Annotated in this window: 23 protein-coding genes and 2 tRNA genes; 19 read left to right on the top strand and 6 right to left on the bottom strand. The window is 67.4% G+C overall.

Going from position 1 to position 26,895, the window contains the following annotated elements; genetic code table 11:
* The 12 genes from DFQ59_RS07585 (at window position 1) to DFQ59_RS07525 (ending at window position 10,781) form a co-directional block, all read left to right on the top strand.
* Window positions 1-909, top strand: a complete 909-nt coding sequence (locus DFQ59_RS07585) for a glycosyltransferase family 2 protein (RefSeq protein ID WP_114279057.1) — start codon at window positions 1-3, stop codon at window positions 907-909.
* A complete protein-coding gene (locus DFQ59_RS07580) occupies window positions 906-1,655 on the top strand; it encodes a glycosyltransferase family 2 protein (RefSeq protein WP_114279056.1) in 750 nt (249 codons plus the stop codon). Before DFQ59_RS07585 ends, DFQ59_RS07580 begins: the two co-directional genes overlap by 4 nt.
* An 18-nt stretch (window positions 1,656-1,673) precedes the next feature.
* Window positions 1,674-2,759 carry a GDP-mannose 4,6-dehydratase gene (gmd, locus tag DFQ59_RS07575; protein WP_114279055.1) on the top strand — a complete coding sequence of 362 codons (1,086 nt, stop codon included), beginning with the start codon at window positions 1,674-1,676 and terminating at the stop codon, window positions 2,757-2,759.
* Window positions 2,752-3,729 (top strand): GDP-L-fucose synthase, encoded by a 978-nt coding sequence (gene fcl / locus DFQ59_RS07570; protein WP_114279054.1) that lies wholly within the window; start codon window positions 2,752-2,754, stop codon window positions 3,727-3,729. The genes gmd and fcl overlap by 8 nt, the downstream gene beginning before the upstream one ends.
* A 300-nt stretch (window positions 3,730-4,029) precedes the next feature.
* On the top strand, window positions 4,030-5,052 hold the full coding sequence (galE, locus tag DFQ59_RS07565) for a UDP-glucose 4-epimerase GalE (protein ID WP_211314817.1): 1,023 nt from the start codon (window positions 4,030-4,032) through the stop codon (window positions 5,050-5,052).
* Between the two features lie 610 nt (window positions 5,053-5,662).
* The gene (locus tag DFQ59_RS07560; protein ID WP_114279053.1) at window positions 5,663-5,905 is read left to right on the top strand and encodes a type II toxin-antitoxin system Phd/YefM family antitoxin; all 243 of its coding nucleotides are present in this window, start codon (window positions 5,663-5,665) and stop codon (window positions 5,903-5,905) included.
* Window positions 5,905-6,282: a type II toxin-antitoxin system VapC family toxin gene (locus DFQ59_RS07555; protein ID WP_114279216.1), complete on the top strand. Its 378-nt coding sequence runs from the start codon at window positions 5,905-5,907 to the stop codon at window positions 6,280-6,282. Before DFQ59_RS07560 ends, DFQ59_RS07555 begins: the two co-directional genes overlap by 1 nt.
* Window positions 6,283-6,894: 612 nt before the next feature.
* Window positions 6,895-7,767: a glucose-1-phosphate thymidylyltransferase RfbA gene (rfbA, locus tag DFQ59_RS07550; RefSeq protein WP_114279052.1), complete on the top strand. Its 873-nt coding sequence runs from the start codon at window positions 6,895-6,897 to the stop codon at window positions 7,765-7,767.
* Window positions 7,764-8,330 carry a dTDP-4-dehydrorhamnose 3,5-epimerase gene (gene rfbC, locus DFQ59_RS07545; protein WP_114279051.1) on the top strand — a complete coding sequence of 189 codons (567 nt, stop codon included), beginning with the start codon at window positions 7,764-7,766 and terminating at the stop codon, window positions 8,328-8,330. Before rfbA ends, rfbC begins: the two co-directional genes overlap by 4 nt.
* A complete protein-coding gene (gene rfbD, locus DFQ59_RS07540; RefSeq protein ID WP_114279050.1) occupies window positions 8,327-9,163 on the top strand; it encodes a dTDP-4-dehydrorhamnose reductase in 837 nt (278 codons plus the stop codon). The genes rfbC and rfbD overlap by 4 nt, the downstream gene beginning before the upstream one ends.
* Window positions 9,164-10,005: 842 nt before the next feature.
* A complete protein-coding gene (locus DFQ59_RS07530) occupies window positions 10,006-10,434 on the top strand; it encodes a type II toxin-antitoxin system HicB family antitoxin (RefSeq protein WP_114279049.1) in 429 nt (142 codons plus the stop codon).
* Between the two features lie 271 nt (window positions 10,435-10,705).
* Window positions 10,706-10,781: transfer RNA gene (locus DFQ59_RS07525), tRNA-Ala, on the top strand.
* Between the two features lie 363 nt (window positions 10,782-11,144).
* Here the strand turns inward: DFQ59_RS07525 and DFQ59_RS07520 are convergent.
* From DFQ59_RS07520 to DFQ59_RS07505, 4 genes are all read right to left on the bottom strand, one after another.
* Window positions 11,145-13,202 (bottom strand): putative bifunctional diguanylate cyclase/phosphodiesterase, encoded by a 2,058-nt coding sequence (locus DFQ59_RS07520; RefSeq protein ID WP_114279048.1) that lies wholly within the window; start codon window positions 13,200-13,202, stop codon window positions 11,145-11,147.
* Window positions 13,203-13,298: 96 nt separating this feature from the next.
* On the bottom strand, window positions 13,299-13,700 hold the full coding sequence (locus DFQ59_RS07515; protein WP_114279047.1) for a bacteriohemerythrin: 402 nt from the start codon (window positions 13,698-13,700) through the stop codon (window positions 13,299-13,301).
* A gap of 949 nt (window positions 13,701-14,649) precedes the next feature.
* The gene (locus tag DFQ59_RS07510) at window positions 14,650-15,042 is read right to left on the bottom strand and encodes a DUF6763 family protein (protein WP_114279046.1); all 393 of its coding nucleotides are present in this window, start codon (window positions 15,040-15,042) and stop codon (window positions 14,650-14,652) included.
* Between the two features lie 448 nt (window positions 15,043-15,490).
* Window positions 15,491-16,108 carry a phosphoribosyltransferase gene (locus DFQ59_RS07505; protein ID WP_170142074.1) on the bottom strand — a complete coding sequence of 206 codons (618 nt, stop codon included), beginning with the start codon at window positions 16,106-16,108 and terminating at the stop codon, window positions 15,491-15,493.
* Between the two features lie 443 nt (window positions 16,109-16,551).
* Between DFQ59_RS07505 and DFQ59_RS07500 the strand changes: the two genes are divergently transcribed.
* Window positions 16,552-17,715 carry an alkaline phosphatase family protein gene (locus DFQ59_RS07500; RefSeq protein WP_114279044.1) on the top strand — a complete coding sequence of 388 codons (1,164 nt, stop codon included), beginning with the start codon at window positions 16,552-16,554 and terminating at the stop codon, window positions 17,713-17,715.
* Between the two features lie 181 nt (window positions 17,716-17,896).
* Here the strand turns inward: DFQ59_RS07500 and arsS are convergent, their stop codons facing one another.
* Window positions 17,897-18,856, bottom strand: a complete 960-nt coding sequence (gene arsS, locus DFQ59_RS07495) for an arsenosugar biosynthesis radical SAM (seleno)protein ArsS (RefSeq protein ID WP_114279043.1) — start codon at window positions 18,854-18,856, stop codon at window positions 17,897-17,899.
* A gap of 473 nt (window positions 18,857-19,329) precedes the next feature.
* On the opposite strand from arsS, the gene DFQ59_RS07490 reads away from it, so the two are divergent.
* The 3 genes from DFQ59_RS07490 to DFQ59_RS07480 all read left to right on the top strand — a co-directional run bounded on the left by DFQ59_RS07490 (window position 19,330) and on the right by DFQ59_RS07480 (window position 22,292).
* Window positions 19,330-19,406: transfer RNA gene (locus DFQ59_RS07490), tRNA-Arg, on the top strand.
* An 848-nt stretch (window positions 19,407-20,254) separates the two neighbouring features.
* Window positions 20,255-21,049 (top strand): YdcF family protein, encoded by a 795-nt coding sequence (locus DFQ59_RS07485; RefSeq protein ID WP_114279042.1) that lies wholly within the window; start codon window positions 20,255-20,257, stop codon window positions 21,047-21,049.
* Window positions 21,050-21,086: 37 nt separating this feature from the next.
* Complete coding sequence (locus DFQ59_RS07480; protein ID WP_114279041.1) at window positions 21,087-22,292, top strand: glycosyltransferase family 4 protein; 1,206 nt, start codon at window positions 21,087-21,089, stop codon at window positions 22,290-22,292.
* A gap of 573 nt (window positions 22,293-22,865) precedes the next feature.
* Here the strand turns inward: DFQ59_RS07480 and DFQ59_RS07475 are convergent.
* Window positions 22,866-24,266, bottom strand: coding sequence for an MBL fold metallo-hydrolase RNA specificity domain-containing protein (locus DFQ59_RS07475; protein WP_425451004.1), 1,401 nt, complete (start codon window positions 24,264-24,266; stop codon window positions 22,866-22,868).
* 195 nt (window positions 24,267-24,461) lie between these two features.
* Between DFQ59_RS07475 and DFQ59_RS07470 the strand changes: the two genes are divergently transcribed.
* The 3 genes from DFQ59_RS07470 (at window position 24,462) to DFQ59_RS07460 (ending at window position 26,525) form a co-directional block, all read left to right on the top strand.
* Window positions 24,462-25,148: a TIGR04283 family arsenosugar biosynthesis glycosyltransferase gene (locus tag DFQ59_RS07470; protein ID WP_114279039.1), complete on the top strand. Its 687-nt coding sequence runs from the start codon at window positions 24,462-24,464 to the stop codon at window positions 25,146-25,148.
* On the top strand, window positions 25,148-25,777 hold the full coding sequence (locus DFQ59_RS07465; protein ID WP_211314816.1) for a TIGR04282 family arsenosugar biosynthesis glycosyltransferase: 630 nt from the start codon (window positions 25,148-25,150) through the stop codon (window positions 25,775-25,777). Before DFQ59_RS07470 ends, DFQ59_RS07465 begins: the two co-directional genes overlap by 1 nt.
* Before the next feature lie 274 nt (window positions 25,778-26,051).
* A complete protein-coding gene (locus tag DFQ59_RS07460) occupies window positions 26,052-26,525 on the top strand; it encodes an REP-associated tyrosine transposase (protein WP_211314815.1) in 474 nt (157 codons plus the stop codon).
* Window positions 26,526-26,895: the final 370 nt, after the last annotated feature.

Here is a 26,895-nt window from a genome sequence, read left to right as displayed (position 1 = left end):
ATGCCCGCCGACCTGACCGTCATCATTCTCGCCTTCAACGAGGAGAAGCACCTGCCCCGCTGCCTGGAGAGCCTGCGCGGGGTGGCCCGGCGGGTGATCGTGGTCGACTGCTTCTCCACGGACAAGACCGTTGAATTGGCCCGGGCGGCGGGGGCGGAGGTGGTGCAGCATGTGTGGATCAATCATTCGGTGCAGATGAACTGGGCGCTGGACAATGCTGCCATCGATACGCAATGGACCATGCGGCTGGATGCCGACGAGGTGGTGACACCGGAACTTGCGGCCGCGCTTGCGCGGGAGTTGCCGCGCTACCCGGACGGGGTCATGGGCCTGACGGTGAACCGGCAGATTCATTTTCTCGGCCGTTGGATTCGGCATGGCGCGATTTACCCCCTGCGCATGCTGCGCGTCTGGCGTACGGGGCATGCCCGCTGCGAAAACCGCTGGATGGACGAGCACATGGTGGTGGAGGGCGGGGTCGCACATCTGGATGCTGATATTGCCGACATCAACCTCAATTCCGTGACCTGGTGGACGGACAAGCACAACCGCTATGCCAGCCGCGAGGCGGTGGATTTGCTGCTGCATGAAAATTCACAGGCGGAGGCGGCCACCGCTCCACGCCTGAGCATGCAGGCGGGAATGAAACGCTGGCTCAAGCTCAAGGTCTATGTGCGGCTGCCGATGGGGCTGCGCGCCTTCCTCTATTTCCTGTACCGCTATTTTCTGCGCCTCGGCTTCCTCGACGGCTGGCAGGGTTTCGTGTTCCATTTCCTGCAGGGCTGGTGGTACCGGACGCTGGTGGACGTGAAGGTGATCGAGGTACAGCGGCACATGCGCGAGTCGGGCGACCCGCTGGAGCAGGCCATCGAGAAGGTGCTGGACATCAAGGTATCGACGGAGGCGTGAAGATCTCAGTCATCACCGCTGTCTACAACAACCGCGCCACCATCGCAGCGGCACTCGATTCGACGCTGGCGCAGTCCCATGACGACGTGGAACTGGTCGTGATCGATGGCGGCTCGACGGATGGCACCCTGGAGGTGCTGCAGGGGTATGCCGACCGGATTGGGGTGCTGGTGAGCGAGCCGGACCGCGGCATCTACGACGCGCTCAACAAGGGGTTGCACCACGCCGGCGGCGAGGTGGTGGGCTTTCTCCATTCCGATGACCTGTACGCCGATACGGATGTGCTGCGCCGCGTGGCCGGGGCGTTTTCCGACGCGGAGGTGGGCGCGGTGTATGGCGATCTCCTCTACGTGCGCAAGGAGGCGCCCGACCGGGTGGTGCGCACATGGCGCGCGGGGCGGTTCTCGTCGGCCCGCCTGGCGCGCGGCTGGATGCCGCCCCATCCGACCTTCTATGCCCGGCGTTCCGTATACGAGGCGCTGGGGGGGTTCGATACGCGCTACCGCATCGCCGCGGACTATGACTGCATGCTGCGCTTTCTCGGCCGCGGCGGAATCCAGGTGGGCTACATCCCCGAGGTGCTGGTGAAGATGCGGGTGGGTGGAGCCAGCAACCGCTCGCTCGCCAACATCCTGCGCAAGTCGGCGGAGGACTACCGCGCCCTGAAGTCCAACGGCGTGGGCGGCCTGACCGCCCTGGCGTGGAAGAATCTCAGCAAGCTGCCGCAGTTCTTTGTTCACAGTTAATCGCTACTGGAATCATTGATGACAAAAAAAGCACTCATCACGGGCATCACCGGCCAGGACGGCGCCTACCTAGCCGAGTTCCTGCTGGGCAAGGGGTACGAGGTCCACGGCATCAAGCGGCGGACTTCGCTGTTCAACACGGACCGGATCGACCATCTCTACCAGGATCCCCACGAGGCGGATCGCCGTTTCATCCTGCACCACGGGGACCTGACCGACTCCTCCAGCCTGATCCGCATCATCCAGCAGGTGCAGCCGGACGAGATCTACAATCTGGCGGCGCAGTCCCATGTGGCGGTCTCCTTCGAGGAGCCGGAGTATACGGCCAATTCCGACGCCCTGGGCACGCTGCGGCTGCTGGAGGCGATCCGGATCCTGGGGCTGGAGAAAAAGACCCGCTTCTACCAGGCCTCCACCTCGGAGCTCTTCGGCAAGGTGCAGGAAGTGCCCCAGCGGGAGACCACGCCATTCTACCCCCGCTCGCCCTACGCGGCGGCGAAGCTCTACGCCTACTGGATTACGGTCAACTACCGGGAGGCCTACGGGATGTACGCCTGCAACGGCATCCTGTTCAACCACGAGTCGCCGATCCGGGGGGAGACCTTCGTCACCCGCAAGATCACCCGCGCCCTGGCGCGGATCAAGCTGGGGCTGCAGGACTGCCTCTACCTGGGCAACCTCAACTCCAAGCGTGACTGGGGCCACGCCCGCGACTATGTGGAGATGCAGTGGCTGATGCTGCAGCAGGAGGCGCCGGACGATTTCTGCATCGCCACCGGGGTGCAGTACTCGGTGCGTCAGTTCGTGGAGATTGCCTGCCGGGAGCTGGGCATGGCGGTGCGCTGGGAAGGCGAGGGGGTGGAGGAGAAGGGGCTGGACGAAACGGGCAGGGTGATTGTGGCCGTGGACCCCCGCTACTTCCGGCCCACCGAGGTGGAGACCCTGCTGGGGGATCCCGCCAAGGCGAAGGAGAAGCTGGGCTGGGTGCCGAGGACGAGTTTCGAGGCGCTGGTGAAGGAGATGGTGGTGGCGGACCTGCGCGAGGCGGAGCGGGACCAGCTCTGCCAGCAGGAGGGGTACACCACCTTTACATATCATGAGTGAGGTATTGAAGCCATCGGATGTCATCTTCATCGCCGGCCACCGCGGCATGGTTGGGTCGGCGATCGTGCGGGCGCTGTCGGAGCGGGGGCATTGCAATATCGTCACGGCCGGCCGGGACGAGGTGGACTTGCTGGACCAGGCCTCGGTGGCACGGTTCTTTACCGAGCATGACATCGACCATGTCGTGCTGGCGGCGGCCAGGGTGGGCGGGATTCACGCCAACAACACCTACCCGGCCCAGTTCATCTACGAGAACCTGATGATCCAGTGCAACGTGATCCATGCCGCCCACCGGGCCGGCGTGGAACGCCTGCTGTTCCTTGGCAGTTCCTGCATCTACCCGCGGGACGCCGGGCAGCCGATGGCAGAGGATGCGCTGTTGTCAGGCAGGCTGGAGCCCACCAACGAGCCCTATGCGGTGGCGAAGATCGCGGGGATCAAGCTGTGCGAGTCCTACAATCGCCAGTACGGTACCCGCTACCGCTCGGTGATGCCCACCAACCTCTATGGCCGGGGGGACAACTTCCACCCGGAGAACAGCCATGTGATTCCGGCCCTGATCCGCCGGTTCCATGAGGCCAGGATCGCCGGTGCCGACGCCGTGACGGTCTGGGGGACCGGAAATGCCATGCGGGAGTTCCTGCACGTGGACGACATGGCTGCCGCCTGTGTCCACGTGATGGGCCTGGCGGACGAGGACTACGCGGCCCACACCGAGCCGATGGTCTCGCACATCAACGTGGGCACGGGCCGGGATGTCACCATCCGCGAGCTCGCCGAGACGGTGAAGGCCGTGGTGGGCTTCCAGGGCGAACTGGTCTTCGACCCCAGCCGGCCCGACGGCACCCCCCGCAAGCTCCTGGACGTCTCCCGACTGGCAGCCCTGGGCTGGACCCCTTCCATCGGCCTGCGCGAGGGGCTGGAAGCGACCTACCGGTGGTTCCTGGAGAGTGACCAGGTTCGTGAATGAGTTTAATGGACAGGATTTACGGGATTTCTCAGGACTGACAGGATTTCCCTCAGTGTTGAGGGCCGTGGTTGTTTGAGGGTCCGTGGGTTTTGACCGGTGCCCTATCGCCCCGGGGGCGGGCCTCCCACAGGCTTCGGTCGGGCCGCCGGGGTGTGCAGATGAATCTGCACCTACGGGAGGGGTGCCCTCGCGGCGATTGGACATTGGCTGCGATGCTGTTGCCCCCGCTGGAGTGGGTCAAGCTGGCCTTATTCGGGTAGTTTCCCGTCGCTTCAATCCCTTTTGAGTCAAGGAAAACCGATGTCGAGAAGAGTCCTGGTAACTGGCGGCGCCGGCTATATCGGCAGCCATACCGTGCTGCAGCTGCTGCAGGCGGGCTCCGATGTGGTGGTGCTGGATAATCTCTGCAACAGCTCGCTGGAGTCCCTGCGGCGGGTGGAAGCGATTGCCGGTAGGCGTCCGATGTTCGTGGAGGGGGATGTTCGGGATGCACGTTTGCTGGACCGGGTTTTCGCTTCGGAGCCCGTTGATGCGGTGATTCACTTCGCCGGGCTCAAGGCGGTGGGCGAGAGTGTAGAGAAGCCCCTGGACTACTACGACAACAACGTGGGCGGTACGGTGGCCTTGTGCCGGGCGATGGCGGATGCAGGTGTTTTCCGCATCGTCTTCAGTTCCTCGGCCACGGTCTACGGGGAGCCGGAGGTGGTTCCCTACCATGAGGACTTGCCCACGGGCATGCCCACCAATCCTTATGGACGTTCCAAGTTGATGGTGGAGGAGGTGCTCGGAGACCTGGCCCACTCCGATGAGCGCTGGGCTGTCGGTCTGTTGCGTTACTTCAACCCTGTGGGGGCGCACGAGTCCGGGCGCATTGGCGAGGACCCGCAGGGGGTTCCCAACAACCTTCTGCCTTATATCGCCCAGGTGGCGGTGGGGCGGCTGGAGAAGCTGTCGGTCTTCGGGGGGGACTACCCCACCCGAGACGGTACCGGGGTGCGGGACTATATCCACGTGGTGGATCTGGCCCGGGGGCACCTGGCGGCGCTGGAGTATCTTCCCGATCAGACGGGGGTGTTCACCTGGAACCTCGGCACCGGGCGGGGTTACAGCGTGCTGGAGATGGTGCGGGCCTTCGAACAGGCGTCGGGTCGGGCTGTCCCTTACGAGATTGTAGCGAGGCGGGCTGGGGACATTGCCGAGTACTGGTCCGACCCCTCCAAGGCGGAGCGGGAACTGGGGTGGAGAGCGGAGCGGGGCCTGGAGCAGATGATGGCGGACACCTGGCGCTGGCAGTCGATGAACCCGGAGGGTTATGGGGGGTAGTTGGGGTTGTTGTGCTGGCAATTCTGTAAACGGGGAGGCTTCGGCCTCCCCGTTTGCGTTTCGGGCCGCCTTCACTGACATGCGCTTGAAAATGAAGTAAACATGACAGAGGCGGTATGCAGGTGAAAGGGTTGGTGTGTATGGACAAGGCCCTTATGGTCACCGGCGGCGCCGGCTTCATCGGCGGCAACTTCGTGCGCCACGCAGTTGCACCCTGAGTGGTGTGTGGCGGTGACGAAGAAGGTGTACCAGCGGGAGCGGCTGGGGCTGGGTTGAGGGAAAGTCTTTAATAGACAGGATTTACAGGATTGACGGGATTCTGTGTGGGGGCTTTGGGCAGGGCCAGATGTTGGTGAGCCCATGGGTTCCGGCCAGTGCCCCATCGCCCCGGGGCGGGCCTCCCACAGGCTTCGGTCGGGCCGCCGGGGTAGGACAACCCGTGTGGGAGGGGCACCCTCGCCGCGATTGGTTTGAATGGTGCCGTGAGCCTGGCACGAATGGCTCCCCCGCCCCTTGCGGGAGGGGGTTGGGGGGCATCGGCTGGTCTATGGATTGCTTTCCTGGCGGCTGGAGTTACACTTTTCAGTGTAACTTCTATGAGGAAGGCACTATGGAAGCCACCACGAAAGATCTCAGGCTGCATACCGCGGAGGTGTTGGCCGCCGCGGACCGGGGTGAGGAGGTGATCATCACCTACCGGGGCAAGCGGCGTGCCCTGCTCACACGTTGGCCGGCAACGGGGCAGGTACCGCAGGCGGGCGGGAGGAATCCGGCCTTTGGCCTGTGGCGGGAGCAGACGGTTGATGTGGAGGAGCAGGTGCGCCAGCTGCGGCGCGGGAGGAAATTGCCGTGATTCTGGTGGACACGGATGTCCTGATCTGGAACCTGCGGGGGAATGAGCGGGCGGCTGAACTTCTCGACGGGGAGCCTGCCTTTTCCCTCTCTGCAGTGACCTACATGGAGCTGGTGCAGGGGATGCGGGATAAGCGCGAGCTGAAAATCCTGCGCCAGGCGCTGGCCTACTGGTCCGCGACCATTATCCACATCGACCAGGCAATTTCGGCACGGGCAAGTTTCCTGGTGGAACAATTTTCCCTCAATAGCTCGATGCAGCTCGCCGATGCCCTGATCGCAGCGACGGCGTTGGAGCATGGTCTGGATCTGCTGACTGCCAACGACAAGCACTATCGGTTCGTGGACGGACTGGTGATTCGACGGTTCAGACCGTGAAGTCATCGTCTCTGCCACGATTGGTTTTTGAATAGACAGGATTTACGGGATTGACGGAATTTTTTCTGAATAGCTTGTTGGGGGGTGAGTTGCTTGGATGGATTGATAGGCAATGTTGGGTCTGACCACCCCCTCCCCAACCCTCCCCCTCAGGGGGAGGGAGTAAAAGCCTGAGGCACACGCCCGGGGCACGGCATGCTCTGCTCCCCCTCCCCTTGCGGGAGGGGGTTGGGGGGAGGGGGCATTGCAGTACTCTGGAATGGGCGGGATTGACAGGATTTTCTCTGAATAGCTTGTTGGGGGGGTGAGTTGCCTGGATGGGTTGGCGGGCAATGTTGGGTCCGACCACCCCCTCCCCAGCCCTCCCCCTGAGGGGGAGGGAGTTTGGGCGGTGCACCCGGTGGGTTGCAGTGCCGTGACGCTGGCACGAATGGCTCCCCCGCCCCTTGCGGGAGGGGGTTGGGGGGAGGGGGATGGGGCACGGTTGGGGTCAGGGGTCGCAACCATGTCAGACTCAATCGACGAAACTCCACCCACATCCTGTCTATCCTGTAAATCCTGTCTATTCAAACAGTCTGCTGGTTGTTGTTCAGACGTGACGGAGACTGAATCTTGAAGGGAATAATTCTCGCGGGCGGGTCGGGGACGCGGCTCTATCCGCTGACCATGGGGACCAGCAAGCAGCTGGTGCCGGTCTACGACAAGCCGATGATCTACTACCCGCTGTCGGTGCTGATGCTGGCGGGTATCCGCGACATCCTGGTGATCACCACCCCCGAGGACCAGGGCGGATTCGTGCGTCTGCTGGGGGACGGCGCCCACCTGGGGCTGAACATCCAGTACGCGGCGCAGCCGCGGCCCGAGGGCATCGCCCAGGCCTTTCTCATCGGGCGGGAGTTCATCGCCGGCGACCGGGTGGCGCTGATCCTGGGCGACAACATCTTCTACGGCCACGGCCTGGTGGAGTCGGTTAAGGCGGCGGTGGCGCGGGAGCAGGGCGCCACGGTGTTCGGCTACCGGGTGAAGGACCCCCAGCGCTACGGCGTGGTGGAGTTCGACCGCGAGGGCCGGGCCATCAGCATCGAGGAGAAGCCCGCCCGGCCGAAGTCCTCCTACGCGGTGACCGGGCTCTACATCTACGACGGCGCGGTGGTGGAAATGGCCGCCGGGCTGACGCCATCGGCCCGCGGGGAGCTGGAGATTACCGATCTCAACCGCGCCTACCTGGCCCGCGGGCAGCTGAACGTGGAACTGCTCGGGCGCGGCATCGCCTGGCTCGACACCGGCACCCACGATGCGCTGCTCTCGGCCTCCAACTTCATCCACACCATCCAGGAGCGGCAGGGGCTGATGATCGCCTGCGTGGAGGAGATCGCCTTCCGCGAGGGGTTCATCGACGCCGACCAGCTGCGCCGCTGCGCCGGGCCCATGGCGAAGAACGGCTACGGGCAGTACCTGCTGCGGGTCGCGGAGGGGAGGTCATGAAGTTCCACCGCGACACGGGGCTGGAGGGGGTGGTGCGGGTGGAGCCCCGGGTGTTCCGGGACAGCCGGGGTTTCTTCCTGGAGACCTGGCACCGGGAGAAGTTCCGCCAGGGCGGCATCGACGTGGATTTCGTCCAGGACAACCACTCCCGCTCGGTGGGCGGCACCCTGCGCGGGCTGCACGCCCAGCTGGCCAATCCCCAGGGGAAGCTGGTGCGGGCGGTGGAGGGGGCGATCTGGGACGTGGCGGTGGACATCCGCCGCGGCTCGCCCACCTTCGGCCGCTGGTACGGGGCGGAGCTGAGCGCCGGGAACTTCCACCAGGTCTACATTCCGCCGGGCTATGCCCACGGCTTCTGCGTGCTCAGCGACATGGCGCAGGTGGAGTACAAGTGCACCGCCTTCTATGACCCCGCCAGCGAGATCGCCATCCGCTGGGACGACCCGGAGCTCGCCATCCACTGGCCGCTGCGCGAGCCGCTGCTCTCGGCGAAGGACGGTGCGGCGCCGGGCCTGGCGGAGTTGATGGAGCGGCTGCCCGTGTACGGGGAGGGCGGGGCGTGAAGGTCCTGCTCACCGGCGCCGGCGGCCAGCTCGGGCGGGCCGTGCAGGTTGTGTTCGGCGGCCACGAGGTGGTGGCGCTGGGGCACGGGGCGCTGGATATCACGGATCTGGCGGCGGTGCGGGCGGCGGTGGCGGCCCTGCGGCCGGCGCTGGTGCTGAACGCCGCGGCCTGGACCGACGTGGACGGCGCCGAGTCGGACCCCGCGGGCGCCTGCCGGGTCAACGCCCTGGGCCCGCGCAACCTGGCGCTGGCCTGCGCCGGCGCGGGGGCCGTGCTGCTGCACATCTCCACCGACTATGTCTTCGACGGCCGTGCCGGCCGGCCCTACCACGAGTACGACGCCACCGTGCCGCTCAATGTCTACGGGGCCGGCAAGCTGGCCGGCGAGGAGGCGGTGCGCGCCCACTGCCCGCGCCACTACATCGTCCGCACCGCCTGGCTCTACGGGGCCGAGGGTCGGAACTTCCCCAACACCCTGCGCGGGCTGGCTGAGCGCCCCGAGGTGCGGGTGGTGGACGATCAGCACGGTTCGCCCACCTATGCGCCCCACCTCGCCCGGGCGCTGCTGGAACTGGTAGAGACGCAGGCCTGGGGCACCTGGCACCTGGCCGGCAGCGGCGGGACGAGTTGGTACGGGCTGACCTGCGAGCTGTTCCGGGCGCTGGGGGTACAGACCCCGGTGGTGCCGGTGGCGACGGCGGAGTTTCCCCGGCCGGCGGAGCGGCCGAAGTACGCGGTGCTGGAGTCGATCCAGTCGCCGGCGATCCGGCTGCCGCCGTGGGAGGAGGGGCTGGCGGAGTTCGTGCGCGAAATAGACAGGAATTCTGAATAGACAGGATTGACAGGATTTACTGGATTATTCCCTCAGGGTTGAGGGGCCGCGGGTGTATGGGGGTTCAGGGGTTCTGGCCAGTGCCCCATCGCCCCGGGGGCGGGCCTCCCACAGGCTTCGGTCGGGCCGCCGGGGTAGGGAACCCGTGTGGGAGGCGCGCCCTCGCGGCGATTGGTTTTTCTTCGAATAGACTGGATTTACAGGATTTCTCAGGATTGACAGGATTATTTCCCTCAGGGTTGAGGGGCTGTGGGTGTATGGGGATTCAGGGGTTCTGGCCTGGGCCCCATCGCCCCGGGGGCGGGCCTCCTACAGGCTTTGGTCGGGCCGCCGGGGTGTGCAGATGAATCTGCACCTACGGCGAGGGCGCCCTCGCCGCGAAGAAGGGTGCGGGAGGATGGGGATGTCTCTCCGGAAACCCTCCCCGGCTGCAGGAGCGGTGTCCTTGTCTCCCCCTCTCCTTGCGGGAGGGGGCAGGGGGGAGGGGGTTCGGCGCCGGGCTCGCGGCTGAGCGCCGCGCCGGGTCCGGCCGCCGGTCACCCCCACCCCGGCACTCCCCCTGAGGGGGAGGGATCGCGTTTGAAATACGGACATATGTGTCCGATACTCGTAGTCATGAAGGGAAGCGAATTCATCAAACTGGTCAAGGGATTGGCCAGGCGTCGTGGTGTTGACGTGCGTGTGGATGCCAAGCGTGGGAAGGGAAGTCATCAGACCCTTTACTATGCGATCGCTACACCATTGTGCGGAATCCCAGGGATGAGCTGAAGCGTGGCACCTATTACGCCATGTTGAAGCAGCTTGGCTTGCAGGAAGACGAATTGTTCTAGCAGGGGATACACATGAGGGCGTTCGAGTATCCGGTTTTGTTGATGCCAGCTGAGGAAGGCGGGTTTGTTGTGTCGTGCCGGGATTTGCCCGAGGTGATCACCCAGGGTGATGACCGTCACGATGCGTTGGCACAGGCAGCCGATGCGATGGGGGAGGCTTTCGCAGCTCGCATTGATGACGGGTTGGACTTCCCGTCACCCTCTGGGTCGCAGGAGGGTGAGTATCTGGTGGCGCCGGCCACGGAGATGGTGGCCAAGGCGGCCTTGTACGTGGCAATTCGAGAGGCGAAGGTGTCCAAGGTGGAACTGGCTCGTCGTCTTGGTGTGGACGAGAAAGTCGTGCGAAGGCTGCTGGACCCTCATTACCATTCGAAGCTGCCGCGGCTGGCCGAGGCCGTGCAGGCCCTGGGTCGACGCTTGCGGATCGAACTGGCGGCGTAGGCCACCGCGGCTGGTTTGATTGGACAGGATTGACAGGACTTTTTCCCCAGGGTTGAAGGGTTGCTGTCGTATGAGGGTTCATGGGTTCCGGCCAGTGCCCCATCGCCCCGGGGGCGGGCCTCCCACAGGCTTCGGTCGGGCCCCGGTGGCACTGCGAAGGGGATTTGAAGGCGCGGCATTGTGGCGTCCAGGGGTTGGGCGGGGGGTGGTTCATTCGGGCCTGCCGGCTCTAGCATTGCCCCTGGCCGCTGTGTAAAATACGCGCTCCATTGGGGCCGTAGCTCAGCTGGGAGAGCGTCGCGTTCGCAATGCGAAGGTCAGGGGTTCGATCCCCCTCGGCTCCACCAGGATTTCCAGCAGTTTCAGCGAAAGGGTCAGGCAGCGATGCCTGGCCCTTTTTCGTTTGTGGGTCCGAATGGACAGGATTGACGGGATTTTGCCTGGTGGCTTCGGGGAATCGGGTGACGGTCCGTCTGTTGGAGGCTTCGTAATGGGCCCCATCGCTCCGGGGGCGGGCCTCCCACAGGCTTTGGTCGGGCCGCCGGGGTGTGCAGATGAATCTGCACCTACGGGGTGGGGCGCCCCCGGCATCGGTCGTAGGGTGCGCCGCGCGCACCGTGGGGAGGTGCAGGTGCGGGATTGTGGCGCACTGGCGGTGGGTTGGCGTGGGTCGCGCCTGGAAGCCGCCTGCGGGGGTGGGGCGGATTGGGTCAGCCCAGGTGGCGCTCGAACTCCACGGCCGGCATGGCGTGGCTGTGGAGGTGGCCCTGGTAGGCGTCGCAGCCGCGGGCGGCGAGGAAGTGGAGCTGCTCCTCGGTTTCCACGCCCTCGGCGATGACTTTCAGCCCGAAGCGCCAGGCCATGGCGATGATGGTCTCGACGATGGCCACGTCGTTGGGGTCAGTGGGGATGTCCCGAACGAATGAGCGGTCGATCTTGAGCGCCTCCACGGGCAGGTTCTTCAGGTAGGCCAGCGACGAGTAGCCCATCCCGAAGTCGTCGATGCAGAAGCGGGCGCCGATGGCCTGGAGCTCGCGGATGCGCTCCGCGGCTCCCTCCATGTCCTCCAGCAGGATCCGCTCGGTGAGCTCCAGCACGATGCGCCCGGGGCTGACGCCGGTCTCCGCGAGGATGCCCTTCACCCGCTGCACGAAGTCGGGCTGACGGAACTGGCGCGGACTGACGTTGACGGAGACCTGGGGCAGGGGCCGGCGGCTGGACTCCCCATCCCAGGCCCGGATCTGGCGGCAGGCCTCCCGTATCACCCATTCGCCGATGGCCAGGATGAGACCGGTCTCCTCGGCGATGTGGATGAAATCGTCCGGGTGGGTGAGGCCGTGGCCGGGATGCTCCCAGCGCAGCAGGGCCTCGGCGCCCAGCACCTGGTTCCGCTCGCTGTCCACCTGGGGCTGGTAGTAGAGGACCAGTTCGCCGTTCTCCAGCGCCGAGCGCAGATCGTTCTCCATCTGCAGGCGCAGGTCGGCCGCCGCCTGCAGGCTCGGCACGTAGAAGTGGAAGGCGTTGCCGCCCCGGTCCTTGGCCTCGTACATGGCCGCGTCGGCCTGCTTGAGCAGGTCCTGGCTGGTGTGGGCGTTCTCGGGGAAGAGGGTGATGCCCACGCTGATGGAGACGTACAGCTCGTGTCCGTCCACGGGGTAGCGGCGGCAGAGGTGCTGGAGCAGCTTCGTCGCCAGGGTCTGGGTATGGAGGAAGGCGGCGTCGGGGTCGGAGCCCAGGCCGGTCAGCAGCACCACGAACTCGTCCCCGCCCAGCCGGGCCACCGTGTCCTCCTCCCGCAGCAGTCCGCGCAGGGCGGTGGCCACCTGGCGCAGCAGGCCGTCGCCGATGCTGTGTCCGAGCGAGTCGTTGATGTGCTTGAAGCGGTCGAGATCCAGGTAGAACAGCGCGCCGCGCTCATTGTGGCGCTGGGCGCGCAGCAGGGCCTGCTCCAGCCGGTCCATGAACAGGGTGCGGTTGGGCAGCCCGGTCAGCGGGTCGTAGAAGGCCGCCCGGGTCAGGTCCTCCTCCTTGCCGGTCAGGATGCGGTAGCCGAGGGTGAGGCCGCCGATGCCCAGCAGCCACAGGAAGCCATGGCCCAGGCCGAACACGAGGGTGCGCTCCCGCGCCTGGGCGTAGAGGGGCTCGAGTGGCACGGTGACGCTGATGCCGCCGAGCACGTCCCCCTCCCGGTAGCCCTGGTGCCCGTGGCACTCCAGGCAGGCGGTCGTGGTGAGGCGCGGGCGCATCAGCCGGAAGACCGACCCGTCCGGGCTCTCCTCCACGCCGCTCCACTCCCGGGCGCCCTGGGCGAAGGCCTCCAGCCCGGCCCGCTCCCAGGGGTCCGGGGCGTTGGCGGCGCGCAGGGGATGGAGGCTGGTGGCGTGGCCGCGCAGGCCGGGGCTGGCGATGTGCAACTCGCGGTCGTGGATCAGCCGCATGAAGTAGGAGCTGTTCAGCAGGGTCAGCCGGGCGCCCCCGGTGGTGACCACGTCGCGCCCCGGGACATGGGCCAGGAAGGGGTTCGGCTCCACTCCGGCATCGATCCGGGCGTAGACACCCCCCAGGTCGGCAATCAGGCCGCGGTAGTTGATGTCCTTGTCGATGGAGGCGCGGGCGCTGCTGCGGGCCTGCTCCTGGGCCGACTGCCGGACCTGGGTCGTGTTCCAGGCCAGCGAGACGGCGACGGCCAGGGTCCAGAGCAGCACCATGGTGGTGGCCCGGGGCAGCTTGCGGGGTTTCGGTCCGGGTATCCGGTCAGCGGGAGGCATAGGGCGGTGCGGCGGGATGGGCGCGGGAGCGGACGCGGTTGCGGCGGCGGTCAGGGCCCGCGCCGGGTGGGTCCGGTGGCGATGCCCGGCGCTTCCTCACCCGATGGCTTCCAGCAGGCATCGGCCGGTCACCCGGTCCATGGTCAGGATGTGATTGTGGAACCATTCCGGGAGGGTTTCCTGCAGGTAGCCGCGGGCGGTTTCCACATCGCCCCGCTCCAGTTGGCCGCGGGCCCGCTCCAGCCCCTCCAGCACGCGCAGGTGCTCGGCCTTGTGGAGGGGGAAGGCGAAGAAGCCGTGCTCGCGCATCAGCAGCTCCTCGCGCTGGAAGTGGGACAGCAGGAAACCGGTGAGACGGCACAGGTGTTCCTGCACACGGTCGGGCGTGTGCTCCAGGGCCTGCCTGACGCGGTCCATCAGCTCGACGGCCTGGGCGTGCTCGGCGTCGATGGGCTCGAGTCCGACGCTGGGCAGGCCGGCTGCGGGTCTTGGTGCCATCCCGGCATCCCCTTCAGGTCTATTTGTTGTTCTTCTTTAGACGCTTGTCGCCGGTTCCTGCTGGGTGTCCGGCGAACGCTCGGGCCGACGGTAACAGAAGAAATATCAAAAAACTGCGAGAGGGGTCATGGTTTGTCCGCGGGGCATATGATGTGGACCCGGGCCCCCTCCCCGCAGGAGCGGGTTCCAGCCGGGATTTTCGGATGGGGCCGTGCCCATCGCGCCAGGATGGCGCTCCTACGGTGGGGGGGGAGGTTGGCCGCTTGTGGTGGTTCACCCTGGTCACGCCCACTCCCGCAGGAGCGGCTTCCAGCCGCGATTTTCGGATGGGGCCGTGCCCATCGCGCCAGGATGGCGCTCCTACGGTGGGGGGGGAGGTTGGCCGCTTGTGGTGGTTCACCCTGGTCACGCCCACCCCCGCAGGAGCGGCTTCCAGCCGCGATTTTCGGATGGGGCCGTGCCCATCGCGCCAGGATGGCGCTCCTACGGTGGGGGGGGAGGTCGGCCGCTTGTGGTGGTTCACCCTGGTCACGCCCACCCCCGCAGGAGCGGCTTCCAGCCGCGATTTTCGGATGGGGCCGTGCCCATCGCGCCAGGATGGCGCTCCTACGGTGGGGGGGGGAGGTTGGCCGCTTGTGGTGGTTCACCCTGGTCACGCCCACCCCCGCAGGAGCGGCTTCCAGCCGGGATTTTCGGATGGGGCCGTGCCCATCGCGCCAGGATGGCGCTCCTACGGTGGGGGGGGGAGGTTGGCCGCTTGTGGTGGTTCACCCTGGTCACGCCCACCCCGCAGGAGCGGCTTCCAGCCGCGATTTTCGGATGGGGCCGTGCCCATCGCGCCAGGATGGCGCTCCTACGGTGGGGGGGAGGTTGGCCGCTTGTGGTGGTTCACCCTGGTCACGCCCACCCCCGCAGGAGCGGCTTCCAGCCGCGATGCCCGGATCGCTGCTCAATAGCGGTCCTCGTCCAGCGGCTCTTCCTCCGGGCGCCCTTCCCCCCAGTCGTCGAGCTCCTCCTCCTCGGGCGGCTCGGCGCCGTTGCCGCGGGGGCGGGCATGCTCGCCCACGGGCTCGAGCCAGTCCTCATCGCTCATCTGGCTGTCGGTGAGCTCGAGATCGTCCAGCTCCACATCATCGAGGGGTCCGGTCCAGTCCTCCGGCGGCTCGATGGGTTCGAGGTCCAGTTCGTACCAGGCCTCCAGATCCAGCGGCTCCAGTTCGCCGTCGTGGTACTGGATGGCCACGATCGCCGCCGCCTCGTCCACCGCCACCACCTGGAAGGGGCGGCTCTTGAGAGGACTCTCGTACCAGGTGCCCTCGATGGGGTCGGCTTCGGTGGTCATGGCAGGGTCCTTGTCTGGCGCATGCAGGGTCTCCGCATATGAATAGTTTCATAGCAGGTGGGGAGGGAAAGGGACAGGAAAGGGGGGGAGCCAGTGGGCCGGGCCGTCGCGGTTTTAGTAATGGACAGGATTTACAGGATTGACGGGATTCTGTGTGTGGGGCTTTGGGCGGGGCTAGGTGTTGGTGAGCCCATAGGCTCCGGCCAATGCCCCATCGCCCCGGGGGCGGGCCTCCCACAGGCTTTGGTCGGGCCGCCGGGGGTGTGCAGATGAATCTGCACCTACGGGAGGCGCGCCCTCGCGGCGATTGGTTTTGAAAGGACAGGATGGACGGGATTCTGTGTGGGGGGCCTTGGGCGGGGCCAGGTGTTGGTGAGCCCATGGGTTCCGGCCAATGCCCCATCGCCCCGGGGGCGGGCCTCCCACAGGCTTCGTTCGGGCCGCCGGGCTATTTCCACACCCCTTCCCGCAGGGCTGTCAGCACCTCCGCCAGCAGTGCCCGCGGGATGCGCAGGCCGTGGCGTCGGCGGAGGATTTCTCCCGCCCGGGCCGGATCGTCGGGATCGGCGCCAGCCTCCCGCAGCAGGGTGACGAGATCCTCGGTGACGGCCCAGGGGTAGATGATCCAGCGCCACTTCACCACCCGGGCGGCGAAGTAGTCCGGGGTGTGGCGGGAGACGGTCTTGTGGTGGAGCACGGCGGTCCGCACCGCCTGCGGCTCGCCCCGGCTCCTGAGATGGGCGAGCGCCGCCACGAAGGTGTCGCCGCTGTCGCTCACGTCGTCCACCAGCAGGATCCGCTCGCCGTCCACGGTCGCGGGGAGGGGATAGCGGATGATGGTTTCCGGCGCCTTGTGGGCGGCACGGTAGTGCTCGATCTTCACGCTGGCGAGGTTCATCTGTCCGAGGCGGTCGGAGAGGATGCGGGCGGGCATCCAGCCCCCGCGGCCCACCGCCACGATGAGCGTCGGGCGGTAGCCTGATTCCACCACCCGCCGGGCCAGCCGCAGGCCGAGCCCGGCGCAGCGGTTCCAGCTGATGAATTCGCACTGGACGGGATCGGTCATGGGTACGCTGCCTGTGCGGTGGCTGCCATTTCTGCCGATCATCGGGATCCCGCCGACGGTGTTTACGGCGATATCCGGGGCAAAAAGCTCGTCAGGATGGTACACCGGCGACGGGTCCCGGATGCAACACCCGGCCGCCGCGGGGCTTGGGCGCGGCGCCCCCGCCGCGATTGGTTTTGAATGGACAGGATTTACAGGATTGACGGGATTCTTGTGTGGGGGCCTTGGGCGGGGCCAGCTGTTGGTGAGCCCATGGGTTCCGGCCAATGCCCCCATCGCCCCGGGGGCGGGCCTCCCACAGGCTTCGATCGGGCCGCCGGGGTGTGCAGATGAATCTGCACCTACGGGAGGCGCGTCCTCGCGGCGGACAGTCGGCGGAAGGTTCCACCTGTTCCCGCCCTGTGGCACTTTAAGTACCGGTCCCTCCGCGGAGTGCTTTCATCATGCCACTGCCCGATTACCATGGCGGCAGTATCGTCAACCTCATGGCCTCCCTGGTGGAAGGTCTGGGGGGCGGCGCCACGGACTATGCGCCGCTGCGGCTGCTGCCGCCCGGACAGGTGGGCGCGGCGCGGCAGGTGCTGCTGCTGGTCATCGACGGACTGGGCTACGACACGCTCACGGGATCCGGCGCCGGGGGGGTGCTGGAGCGGCACCTGCGCGGTCCCATGACCTCGGTCTTCCCCCCCACCACCGCCTCGGCCATCACCACCTACCTGACCGCCGAGGCGCCGCAGCAGCACGGTCTCACCGGCTGGCACATGTACTTCCGCGAGCTCGGCGACGTGCTGGCGGTGCTGCCTTTCCGGCCCCGTCACGGCGGGTCGCCGCTGGGGGAGGGGGGCATGGACGTGGGGGCCTTCTTCGGCCACACACCCGTTTTCGACCGCCTGCCGCCCGAGAGCGTGGCGATCGCGCCGGCCCACATCATCGAGTCGGACTTCAACCGCGCCCACACCGGAAGTGCCCGGCGGGTGCCCTTCACCGGCCTGGAGAGCTTCTGCGACGCCATCCGCGCCAGCCTTACCACGACCGCCGCCGGGCGCCGCTATGTCTACGCCTACTGGCCCGAGCTGGACCGGCTGGCCCATGAGCACGGCATCGCCAGTCCCGAGGCGGCTGCCCACCTGGCGGCGCTGGAAAACGCCATCGGCGGGCTCCTGGCGCAGCTGTCAGGCACCGACACCCTGGTGGTGATCAGCGCCGATCACGGCTTCATCGACACCGCGCCGGAGTCCACCATCGACCTGGACGACCATCCCGGCCTGGCCGACTGCCTGCAGCTGCCCCTGTGCGGTGAGCGGCGTTTTGCCTACTGTTATGTCCGCCCCGGGGCGGAGGCCGACTTCGAGGCCTACGTGCGCGAGATGTTCGCCGGCCGGGCGCGGCTGCTGGAGAGCGCGGCACTGCTGGAGGAGGGGTGGTTCGGCCTGGGGGAGCCCCACCCGCGGCTGCGGGATCGCATCGGTCACTACGCCCTGGCCATGGAGGACAACTGGACCATCCGCGATTACCTGTACGGCGAACGGCACTACGACCTGGTGGGGGTGCACGGCGGAATCTCGGAGCGGGAGCTCACGGTGCCACTGGTGGTCGTGGAGGTTTGAGGGGATAAGGGATAAAGGATAAAGGTTTGGGCCCGGGGCCCGATCGAAGCCTGTGGAAGGCCCGCCCCCGGGGCGATGGAACCCAGGCCAAAACCCCTGAACCCTCTGCACCCTCAGCCCCTCAACCCGGAGGAAAAAATCCTGTGAAATCCTGTAAATCCTGTCCATTCCTAAGAACAATTCAGCTCAGCGCGCCGCCGCAGCTGCTGCCGTTGCCGGCGGTGCAGCCGTAGCAGTGTTCCCCCACCCGGATGGGGGCGCCTTCCAGGGTGCGTCGGCGGAGTTGAGTGATGTGCAGCGGATGTTTCTCCAATCCTGCAGGAAGGTGCAGCATCTGGTTGAAATCGCAGTCATAGACGTAGCCACGCCAGTCCACGCTGAGGAGGTTCCGGCACATGACCGAGGCCAGGTTGGCATCCTGGTGGCTGTCACGCAGCAGCACCATGTACTCGTCGAACTGACCCCGGGAGAGGAGGGTGCTGCCGAAGCGGGCGATAGGCATGTTCGTGATTGTCATAAGATGGTTGAATTTAACGCCATAACGTTCTGACAATTCACGCTTGTAGTCGGCCTCCAGGTCGGCCTGTGGCGGGGGGAGATAGGGGCCGGTGGGATTGTAGACCAGGTTGAGCAGCAGGCCGCTGTCCGGCTGGCCGTAACCCAGGGCATTGAGCTTGCGCAGGCCGGTGATGCTCCCCTGATAGACGCCCCTGCCCCGCTGGCCGTCCACGTTCTCCTCCAGGTAGCAGGGCAGCGAGGCCACCACCTCGACGCCCTGGTCGGCGAGGAATCGCGCCAGGTCCTCCTGGCCAGGCTCGGAGAGGATGGTGAGGTTGCAGCGATCGATGACCCGGATACCCCGCTCGCGGGCGAAGCGCACCGTGTCGCGGAAATGTGGGTTGAGCTCAGGCGCTCCGCCGGTCAGATCGAGGGTGTGCGCCCCGGACCTGACGAGGTATTCGAGAACCTGGTCCAGGGTCTCGCGGGTCATCACCTCGGTCCGGTTCGGGCCGGCGTTGACGTGGCAGTGCTGGCATCGCTGGTTGCAGCGATAGCCGAGGTTGACCTGGAGAAGTTCCAGGGCCTTGCGGCGAATGGTCGGGAAGTCGGTTTCGCTCAGGTAGGGACGGGTATCGAGCATGGATGCGGTCCGGGCCTCGTATCGGTTTCCTGCTGTCACAACACTAACCGTTTTTTGCAGGGCTCCAAACCCCGCAATCGGTCGGGATTCGTGACGCGTATATGGATTTTGACCGGAACAACCGGGATTTTCTTGCCTTCGCCGTTGTGGAAAAGAAGTTGAGTAAAACGGTTTGACATTCGGGCAGGGGAGGTTATAATTCCTAGCACGATGCTTGGTTATGCCGTGCACCGTGCTTATCTACCCCCAAGACGTACTTTGAAACCGGTCCGCCCAGGACCGGTTTTTTTTTGTCTCGGCTCCACGGGGCTCCCCAGCGCTTGCCCTGAACTGGTAAACTTCGCGGCCTGCGGAAAGATTCCTTGCTCGCGCAAGCACCCCGCTTGCATTCTGGTTCGGGATGGGCCTGCCGGCTGCAGTCGGCGGTTGTTTCCCGGGCCCATGCCGACGCAGGGTATCACCACCGGCTCTCAGCCCCGGTAGCTCAGCTGGATAGAGCAGCCCCCTCCTAAGGGGCAGGTCACACGTTCGAATCGTGTCCGGGGCGCCAATTCCCGCATCACCCTCTCCGCGCGACAGCTCGCCGCGAATCTCTTTTTGTCTGAATAGACAGGATTTACAGGATTGACTGGATTTCGGTCTGGTGGCTTCGGTGGGGCAGTGGCAGGCCGGACACTCCGGCTCCGACCTGGTCACATCGCCCCGGGGGCGGGCCTCCCACAGGCTTTGGCCGGGCCGCCGGGGTGTGCAGATGAATCTGCACCTACGGGAGGGGCGCCTTCGCGGCGATTGGTTTTGAATAGACAGGATTTACAGGATTGACGGGATTTCTGTCTGGTGGCTTCGGTCGGGCCGCCGGGGTGTGCAGATGAATCTGCACCTACAGGAAGGGGCGCCCTCGCGGCGATTGATTTTCTGGTGATAGGCAGGATTTCTCAGGATTGACGGGATTTTTATTGATGTTTGTGCTGGGCGTGGGTGCCCACGGGATGTGTGGCGGGTGGTAGAGACTGGATGTGGTTCACCCCCTCCCCAACCCTCCCCCTGAGGGGGAGGGAGTAGAAAGCCTGAGGCAGACGCCCGGGGCACGGCATGCTTTGCTCCCCCTCCCCTTGCGGGAGGGGGCTGGGGGGAGGGGGCTCCGGCCAGGGCCCCATCGCCCCGGGGGCGGGCCTCCCACAGGCTTTGGCCGGGCCGCCGGGGGCGGTTTCGGCGGAAGATTACCCTTTCAGAAACAATTCAGACACAATCTGGGGTGTTTAATGGCAAAATACCCCAACATCTCAAGCTAGCGAATAGCGGGCGGGCAGTCCGCGATGGAGGTCACACCCCTTCATTGCCGGCCGCAGCTCCTGACCAACGGCGCGGAACCGGGACAACGACAGGAACGGTTTAACCATGGAGCTCTATCTCACCAAGATTCTCTCGGTGTTCGCCTTCCCCCTCGGCGCGGCCCTGCTGCTGGGGTTGCTGACGCTGCTGCTCCTGCTCCTGCGGCGCGGCCAGGCGCTGCCGTTCTTCATCCTGCTGCTGGCCGTGGGCGGCCTGTGGCCGCTTTCCACCCCCTACCTGGCCGACCGGCTGCTCGGCAGTCTGGAGTGGCGCAATCCGCCCGCGGCAGTCGAGAGCCTTCCCCAGGCCGACGCCATCGTCATCCTCGGCGGTGCGCTGGAGGGGGTACAGCCGCCGCGGCTGGTGCCGGACCTGGGCGAGGCCGCCGATCGCGTGCTCCATGCCGCGCGTCTCTACCGGGCCGGGAAGGCTCCCCGGATCGTGGTCAGCGGCGGCAACCTGCCCTGGGATGCCAGCGTCGCCAGCGAGGCCGAGGCCATCCGTGGGTTGCTGATGGAGTGGGGCGTGCCGGAAACGGCCGTGCTCATCGAGCCCGGCAGCCGCACCACCCGCGAGAACGCGATCCTCACCCGGGAACTGCTCGAGCGCGAGGGCCTGGATCGGGTCCTGCTCGTGACCTCCGCTTTCCACATGCCCCGCGCCCTGGGCGCTTTCCGGGCCGTGGGCATCGAGGCTGTCCCGTCCGCGACCGACTACCGGGCCAGCCAGGCTTCCAGCGCCACGCTGCTCGACTACCTGCCCGATGCCAAGAGCCTCTACCGATCGAGCGTGGCGGTGAAGGAGTACCTCGGTTACCGCTACTACCGCCTGCGGGGGTGGATTGCCGCGACGCCCGGCTGAACACCGAGAGCCACACAACAAGGATTGACGCAACTCCATGGCCAGGATCATCTTCATCAACCGCATTTTTCATCCCGATCAGTCCGAAAACAGCCAGCTGCTGACCGATCTCGCCTTCCACCTCTCGGTGCGGGGACGGCATGTCAACGTCATCACCGCCCGCTACCGGGATGACGACCCGATGGTGGTCCTGCCGCCCTACGAGCTCATCAAGGGCGTGCGGGTGGACCGGGTCTGGACCCCGAAGCTCGGGCGCAACACCGCGCTGGGCCGCAAGCTCCGGAATTTCTTCTTCCGCATCAATGCCGCCCGCCTCCTGTCCGGGATTTCCCAGCGCGGCGACGTGGTGGTGACGCTGCCGGACCCGGTGCGGGCGACGGTGACCGCCGGTTTCCTGGGACGGCTGAGCCGGGCCCGGGTGGTGAACTGGCTGCAGGGTATCGAACCGGAGCTGGAGAACACCCGGCGCGGCCGCAACGGCGGCAACCGGCTGCGGCGCAAGCGCAACGCCGCGCTGGGCAAGGCGGCGCTGAACCTGGTGCCCGGGGAGGGCATGGCGGCCTATCTCGTCGGCGAGGGGATGGACCCCGGCCGCATCCGGGTGCTGCCCCACTGGTGCCGCGCCGAGAGTGTCCAGCCCCTGCCAGCGGCGGAGAACCCCCTGCGCCGGGAGTGGGGCATGGAGGGCCGCTTCGTCCTCGGGCACCGTGGCCGTCTCGACCGGCTGGATGATTTCTCCACCCTGCTCGACGCCGCCGCCACCCTGCGCAACCGTGGCAGCTTCACGCCGCTGTTCGTGGGCGTGGGCCGGGCCCGGGACAAGCTGATGGCTGAGCTGCGCGGGCGCGGGCTGGCCAATGCCCAGTTCCGTCCCTACCAGCCGCGCGACCGCCTGGCCGTGAGCCTCAGCGTGCCCGACGCCTACCTGGTGGTGCAGCGGCCGGGGTCCGACGGCCTGATGATGCCCGGAGGCTTCTATGACGCCCTGGCCGCCGGCCGCCCCGTGGTCTACCTGGGCGCGACGGAGGGAGAGATTCCCGGCCTGCTGGCCGAGCATCGCTGCGGCGTGGCCGTCGCAACCGGGGACACCGAGGGTTTCGTGGCGGCCGTGGCGGGGCTCATGACCGACCCGGACGCCCGGCGGGAAATGGGGGAACGCGCCCGTGCCCTCCATGAAGCCCGCTTCGAGCGCACAGCCGCGCTGGCCGCCTGGAGCGAGGCGCTCGACGGGGTGATGGGGTAGGGGGACAGGGGAATAGACAGGATTTACTGGATTGACGGGATTTTGTGTGGGGGGCTTTGATCGGACCGGGTGTTGGTGAGCCTATAGGTTTCGGTCAATGCCCCATCGCCCCGGGGGCGGGCCTCCCACAGGCTTCGGCCGGGCGCTGGTGTCTGTGCAGATGAATCTGCACCTTCGGGGGTGGAGGGTTGTGCCGGACCGGGGCGTGGGCGGTTCCCCACCCCGTAGGAGCGCCATCCTGGCGCGATGGGCACGGCCCCGGTCCGGGCGCACCCCCCCCGTAGGAGCGCCATCCTGGCGCGATGGGCACGGCCCCGGTCCGGGCGCACCCCCCGTAGGAGCGCCATCCTGGCGCGATGGGCACGGCCCCGGTCCGGGCACCCCCCCCGTAGGAGCGCCATCCTGGCGCGATGGGCGTTGTGGCCAGCTCCGTTCGCGGCTGGAAGCCGCTCCTACGGTGGTGGGGGGCGCGGGCCGATTCGCGGCTGGAAGCCGCTCCTACGATGAAAGATGGTGTGTGCAGATGAATCTGCACCTGTCGGGAGGGGCTCCCCCGCCGCGATCGAGCGCTACTCAACTTTCCGGAATCAGGATCTCCGCCCCGGGACAGACCTCGCGCAATCCGTCCGCCAGGGCCGCCTTGGCGCCTGCCTCGCCGTGCACGAGCCGGATCTCGGCGGGCTTGCGGCGCATGCGCCGGACGAAGCGGACCAGGTCGTCGCGGTCGGCGTGGGCGGAGTAGCCGGGCAGGGTGTGGACGCCGGCGCGGATGGTGTGGCGCCTGCCTTCCAGCTCCACCCAGCCGCCCCGGGGGCCGTAGCGCTGGATGTCCCTGCCGGGCGTGCCGGCGGCCTGGTAGCCGACGAAGAGGATGTCGGTGCGCGGCTCGCCGATGAGGGCCTCGAGGTAGTCGACGATGCGCCCGCCGGTGCACATGCCGCTGCCGGCGATGACCACGGTGGGGCGCCCGCCCCGGGCCAGGTGCTCCACCGCCCGCAGGTGGTCGGCGTGGCTGTCGACGGTGGTGAGCTGGTCGAAGGCGAGGGGGTGGCGTCCGGCGCGGACCCGGCGCCGGGCCTCGGCGTCCCAGTGGGGGCGCAGATCCCGGTAGGCCTCGGTGAAGCGGGCGGCGAGGGGCGAGTCCACCACGATCTCGAGCTCCGGCCAGGGCGGCCGGCGGCCGGTCGTGCGCGCACCGTGGCGGTGGATGATACCCTCCAGCTCGTAGAGCAGCTCCTGGGTGCGGCCGATGCTGAAGGCGGGAATGAGCACGTGGCCGCCGTCCTCGAGGCTGCGCTCGATGACCGCTCGCAGCGTTTCGCGGCGGGCGGCCCGGTCACCGTGGCGGCGATCGCCGTAGGTGGATTCCAGCACCAGCACCTCGCAGCCGTAGGCGGGGGCCGGTGCGGACAGCAGCGGGGTATGGGGTGCGCCCAGATCGCCGGAAAAGATCACCTCGCGGCCGCTGCGCCCCCGGCCCGGCTTCAGCACCACGTAGGCCGACCCGAGGATGTGGCCGGCGGGCCGGAAGCGGGCGGTGACGGCTGCCGTTCCGGCGGGGTTGAAGGGGGCGTCGTAGGGGACTGGAACCAGGCGCGCCCGGACCAGCTCCAGGAATCGCCGCACCAGGGCGGCATCACGGGTGAAGCCGATGCGCAGGGCGTCCTCCAGCACCAGCGGCAGCAGCCGGGCGGTGGGTTCGGTGCAGAAGATGGGGCCGCGGAAGCCGGCGGCGACGAGGTAGGGCAGGCGGCCCACGTGATCCAGGTGGCAGTGGGTGATGAGCAGGGCCTTGATGCCGCCGGTGTCGAACTCGACGCGCTGGCGATCGAACCCGGCGCCGTCCGTTCCCCGCTCGGCGCCCTGGAACAGGCCGCAGTCGATGAGGAGCCGCCCGTCCCGGCCCAGGTCCAGCTCGTGGCAGGAGCCGGTGACGCCGTCCACGGCGCCGTGGTGTCGTAGGGAAAAGTGCATGGTCATCGTCCCTGATGAGTCTGCGGAAGGTCGAAAGCGATAGTGTACTTTACGCGAGTGCGTTTGCGCTTCCGTAGGTGCAGATTCATCTGCACAACGGCGCCGGGATTCGAGGCCCTGCCCGGTCGGATGAATCCGACCCTACCCATTTACGTTGACGGGACGACAATCCCACACGGAACACGGAACACGCCCATGCGCCTCTCCATCATCGTGCCCGCGCTCGACGAATCGGCTGCCATCGTTCCCACCCTGGGTGCGCTGCAGCCGCTGCGCGCGGCCGGCCACGAGGTGATCGTGGTGGATGGCGGTAGCCGTGACGCCACCGCGACGATGGCCGCGCCGCTGGCCGACCGGGTGCTGAGGAGCCCGCCGGGGCGCGCGCTGCAGATGAACGCCGGCCTGCGGGCGGCCCGCGGCGAGGCGCTGCTGTTCCTGCACGCCGACACGCGCCTGCCGCCCGGCGCCGATGACCGGGTCCTGGCGGCGCTGGCGGCGGGCGCCTGCTGGGGCCGTTTCGACGTGCGCCTGTCGGGGCGGCGCCCGTTGCTGCGGGTGGTGGAGCGGCTGATGAACCTGCGCTCGCGGCTCACCGGGATCGCCACCGGCGACCAGGCCATCTTCGGCACCGTCACCGCCTTCGCCGCCGTGGGCGGCTTTCCAGAGCTGCCCCTGATGGAGGATGTGGCGGTCTCCAGGCGGTTGAAGCGACTGGGCCGCCCGGCCTGTCTCCGTCCCCCCGTGGTGACCTCCAGCCGCCGCTGGGAGCAGCGGGGCATTCTCCGCACCATCGCCCTCATGTGGCTCCTGCGCCTGGCCTTCGCGCTCGGGGTGCCGGCCGCCTGGCTGGCGCGCGTCTACCATCCGGGGCGGAGGGGATGATGCCGGAGCGGCGCATTCTCGTGTTCGCCAAGGCCCCGGTGCCCGGGCAGGTGAAGACCCGCCTGATCCCGGCGCTGGGTCCGGAGGGGGCCGCGCGGCTGCATCGGCAGCTGGTGGAGCATGCGCTCGGCACCGCGGCCGCCGCCGGGCTCGGGCCGGTGGAGCTCTGGTGCGCGCCCGACGACAGCGACCCGTTCCTGCGCGCGTGCGCCGGGCGCCACGGGGCGGTATTGCGGGTGCAGCGGGGCCGGGATGTGGGCGAGCGGATGGCCGACGCGCTCGACAGGGTGCTCAAGAGCGGCGCCCGGGCCGTCCTGGTGGGCAGCGACTGTCCCGCGCTGGATGCCCGCCGGCTGGCGGAGGCGTTCAGAGCGCTGGAGGAGGTCGAGGCGGTCTTCAATCCGGCGGAGGATGGCGGCTACATGCTGGTGGGGCTGCGGCGGCCGCTGCCGGATGCCTTTCGCGATATCCCCTGGAGCGGGCCGGAGGTCATGGAGCGCACCCGTGAGCGGCTGCGGGCGCTGGGCGTCCGTTGGCGGGAGCTGCCGCCGCTCTGGGACGTGGACCGGCCGGAGGATCTGGCGCGCCTGCGGCGACTGGGGTGGGAGATTCCAGCCCCGCCCCGGTGATACTGCCGGCGGTTCGCGGCTGAAGCCGCTCCTGCGGGGTGTGGGGGGTGTGCTGGCCTGGTTTGCGGATTACGGGGTGGGGCGCCGGACCGGGGCGCGGGTGGTGCCCCCTCCGGTAGGAGCGGCATCCGGCCGCGATGGGCTGAGCATTGATTTGGGCAGCAGGGCAGGAAGCCGCTGCTGCAGGGTTGGGGGTATCGGAATCCCTTGTGGCATCATGAGTCGGCGCCCGGAGTCGGCGCGATTTCCACTTGCGGTTCATGGAGGAACCATGATGAATCCACGACCGGGGCACGCGGCGCTGCGGCGCGGGCGCGTGCCGATTTCCCGACAACCCTATCTCATCACCACCACGACCCGGGGACGTCGGCCCTTCCTGGCGCAGCCGGGCGCCGCGGGCATCGTGCTCGAGTGCCTGGGCTGGCTGGACGGCAAGGGACGGATGCAACTCGACGCCGCTGTGGTCATGCCGGACCACGTCCATTTCGTCGCCACACTGGCCAATTCCGAACTCGGAAACCTCATGCACAGTTTAAAGAGCTTCTCCGCCAACCGGATCAACGGGGTGCTTGAGCGGGAGGGGCCTTTATGGGCCCGGCAGTATCATGAGCAGGCAATCCGCACGGAAGATGGTTTTACCCGGGCCATACAGTACGTGTTGAACAATCCGCTACGCAGCGGCTTGGTGGAGAGGCTGGATGACTATCCACACTGGTATTGCCGTTACCCGCTGTTGCCTGGGGTGTGAGGCCGGGGCATTCCCTTCGCGGCTGGAAGCCGCTCCTACGGATGAGGGGGTGTCGCACCGGAATGGCTGCCGTGCCCGTCGCGCCAGGATGGCGCTCCTGCGGTGGGATGGGATTGCCGGCGGGTGGTCGCCGGCCGCCCTGTTCACCCCCCCCGTAGGAGCGGCTTCCAGCCGCGATGCCTGGACCGGGCCGTGCCCGTCGCGCCAGGATGGCGCTCCTGCGGTGGGATGGGATTGCCGGCGGGTGGTCGCCGGCCGCCCTGTTCACCCCCCTCCCGTAGGAGCGGCTTCCAGCCGCGATGCCTGGACCGGGCCGTGCCCGTCGCGCCAGGATGGCGCTCCTGCGGTGGGATGGGATTGCCGGCGGGTG

The organism is Thioalbus denitrificans, assembly GCF_003337735.1.
Taxonomy (GTDB): Bacteria; Pseudomonadota; Gammaproteobacteria; order DSM-26407; family DSM-26407; genus Thioalbus; species Thioalbus denitrificans.
The sequence above is the reverse complement of the archived record's forward strand: the minus strand, read 5'-3'. Positions and strand labels throughout refer to the sequence as shown.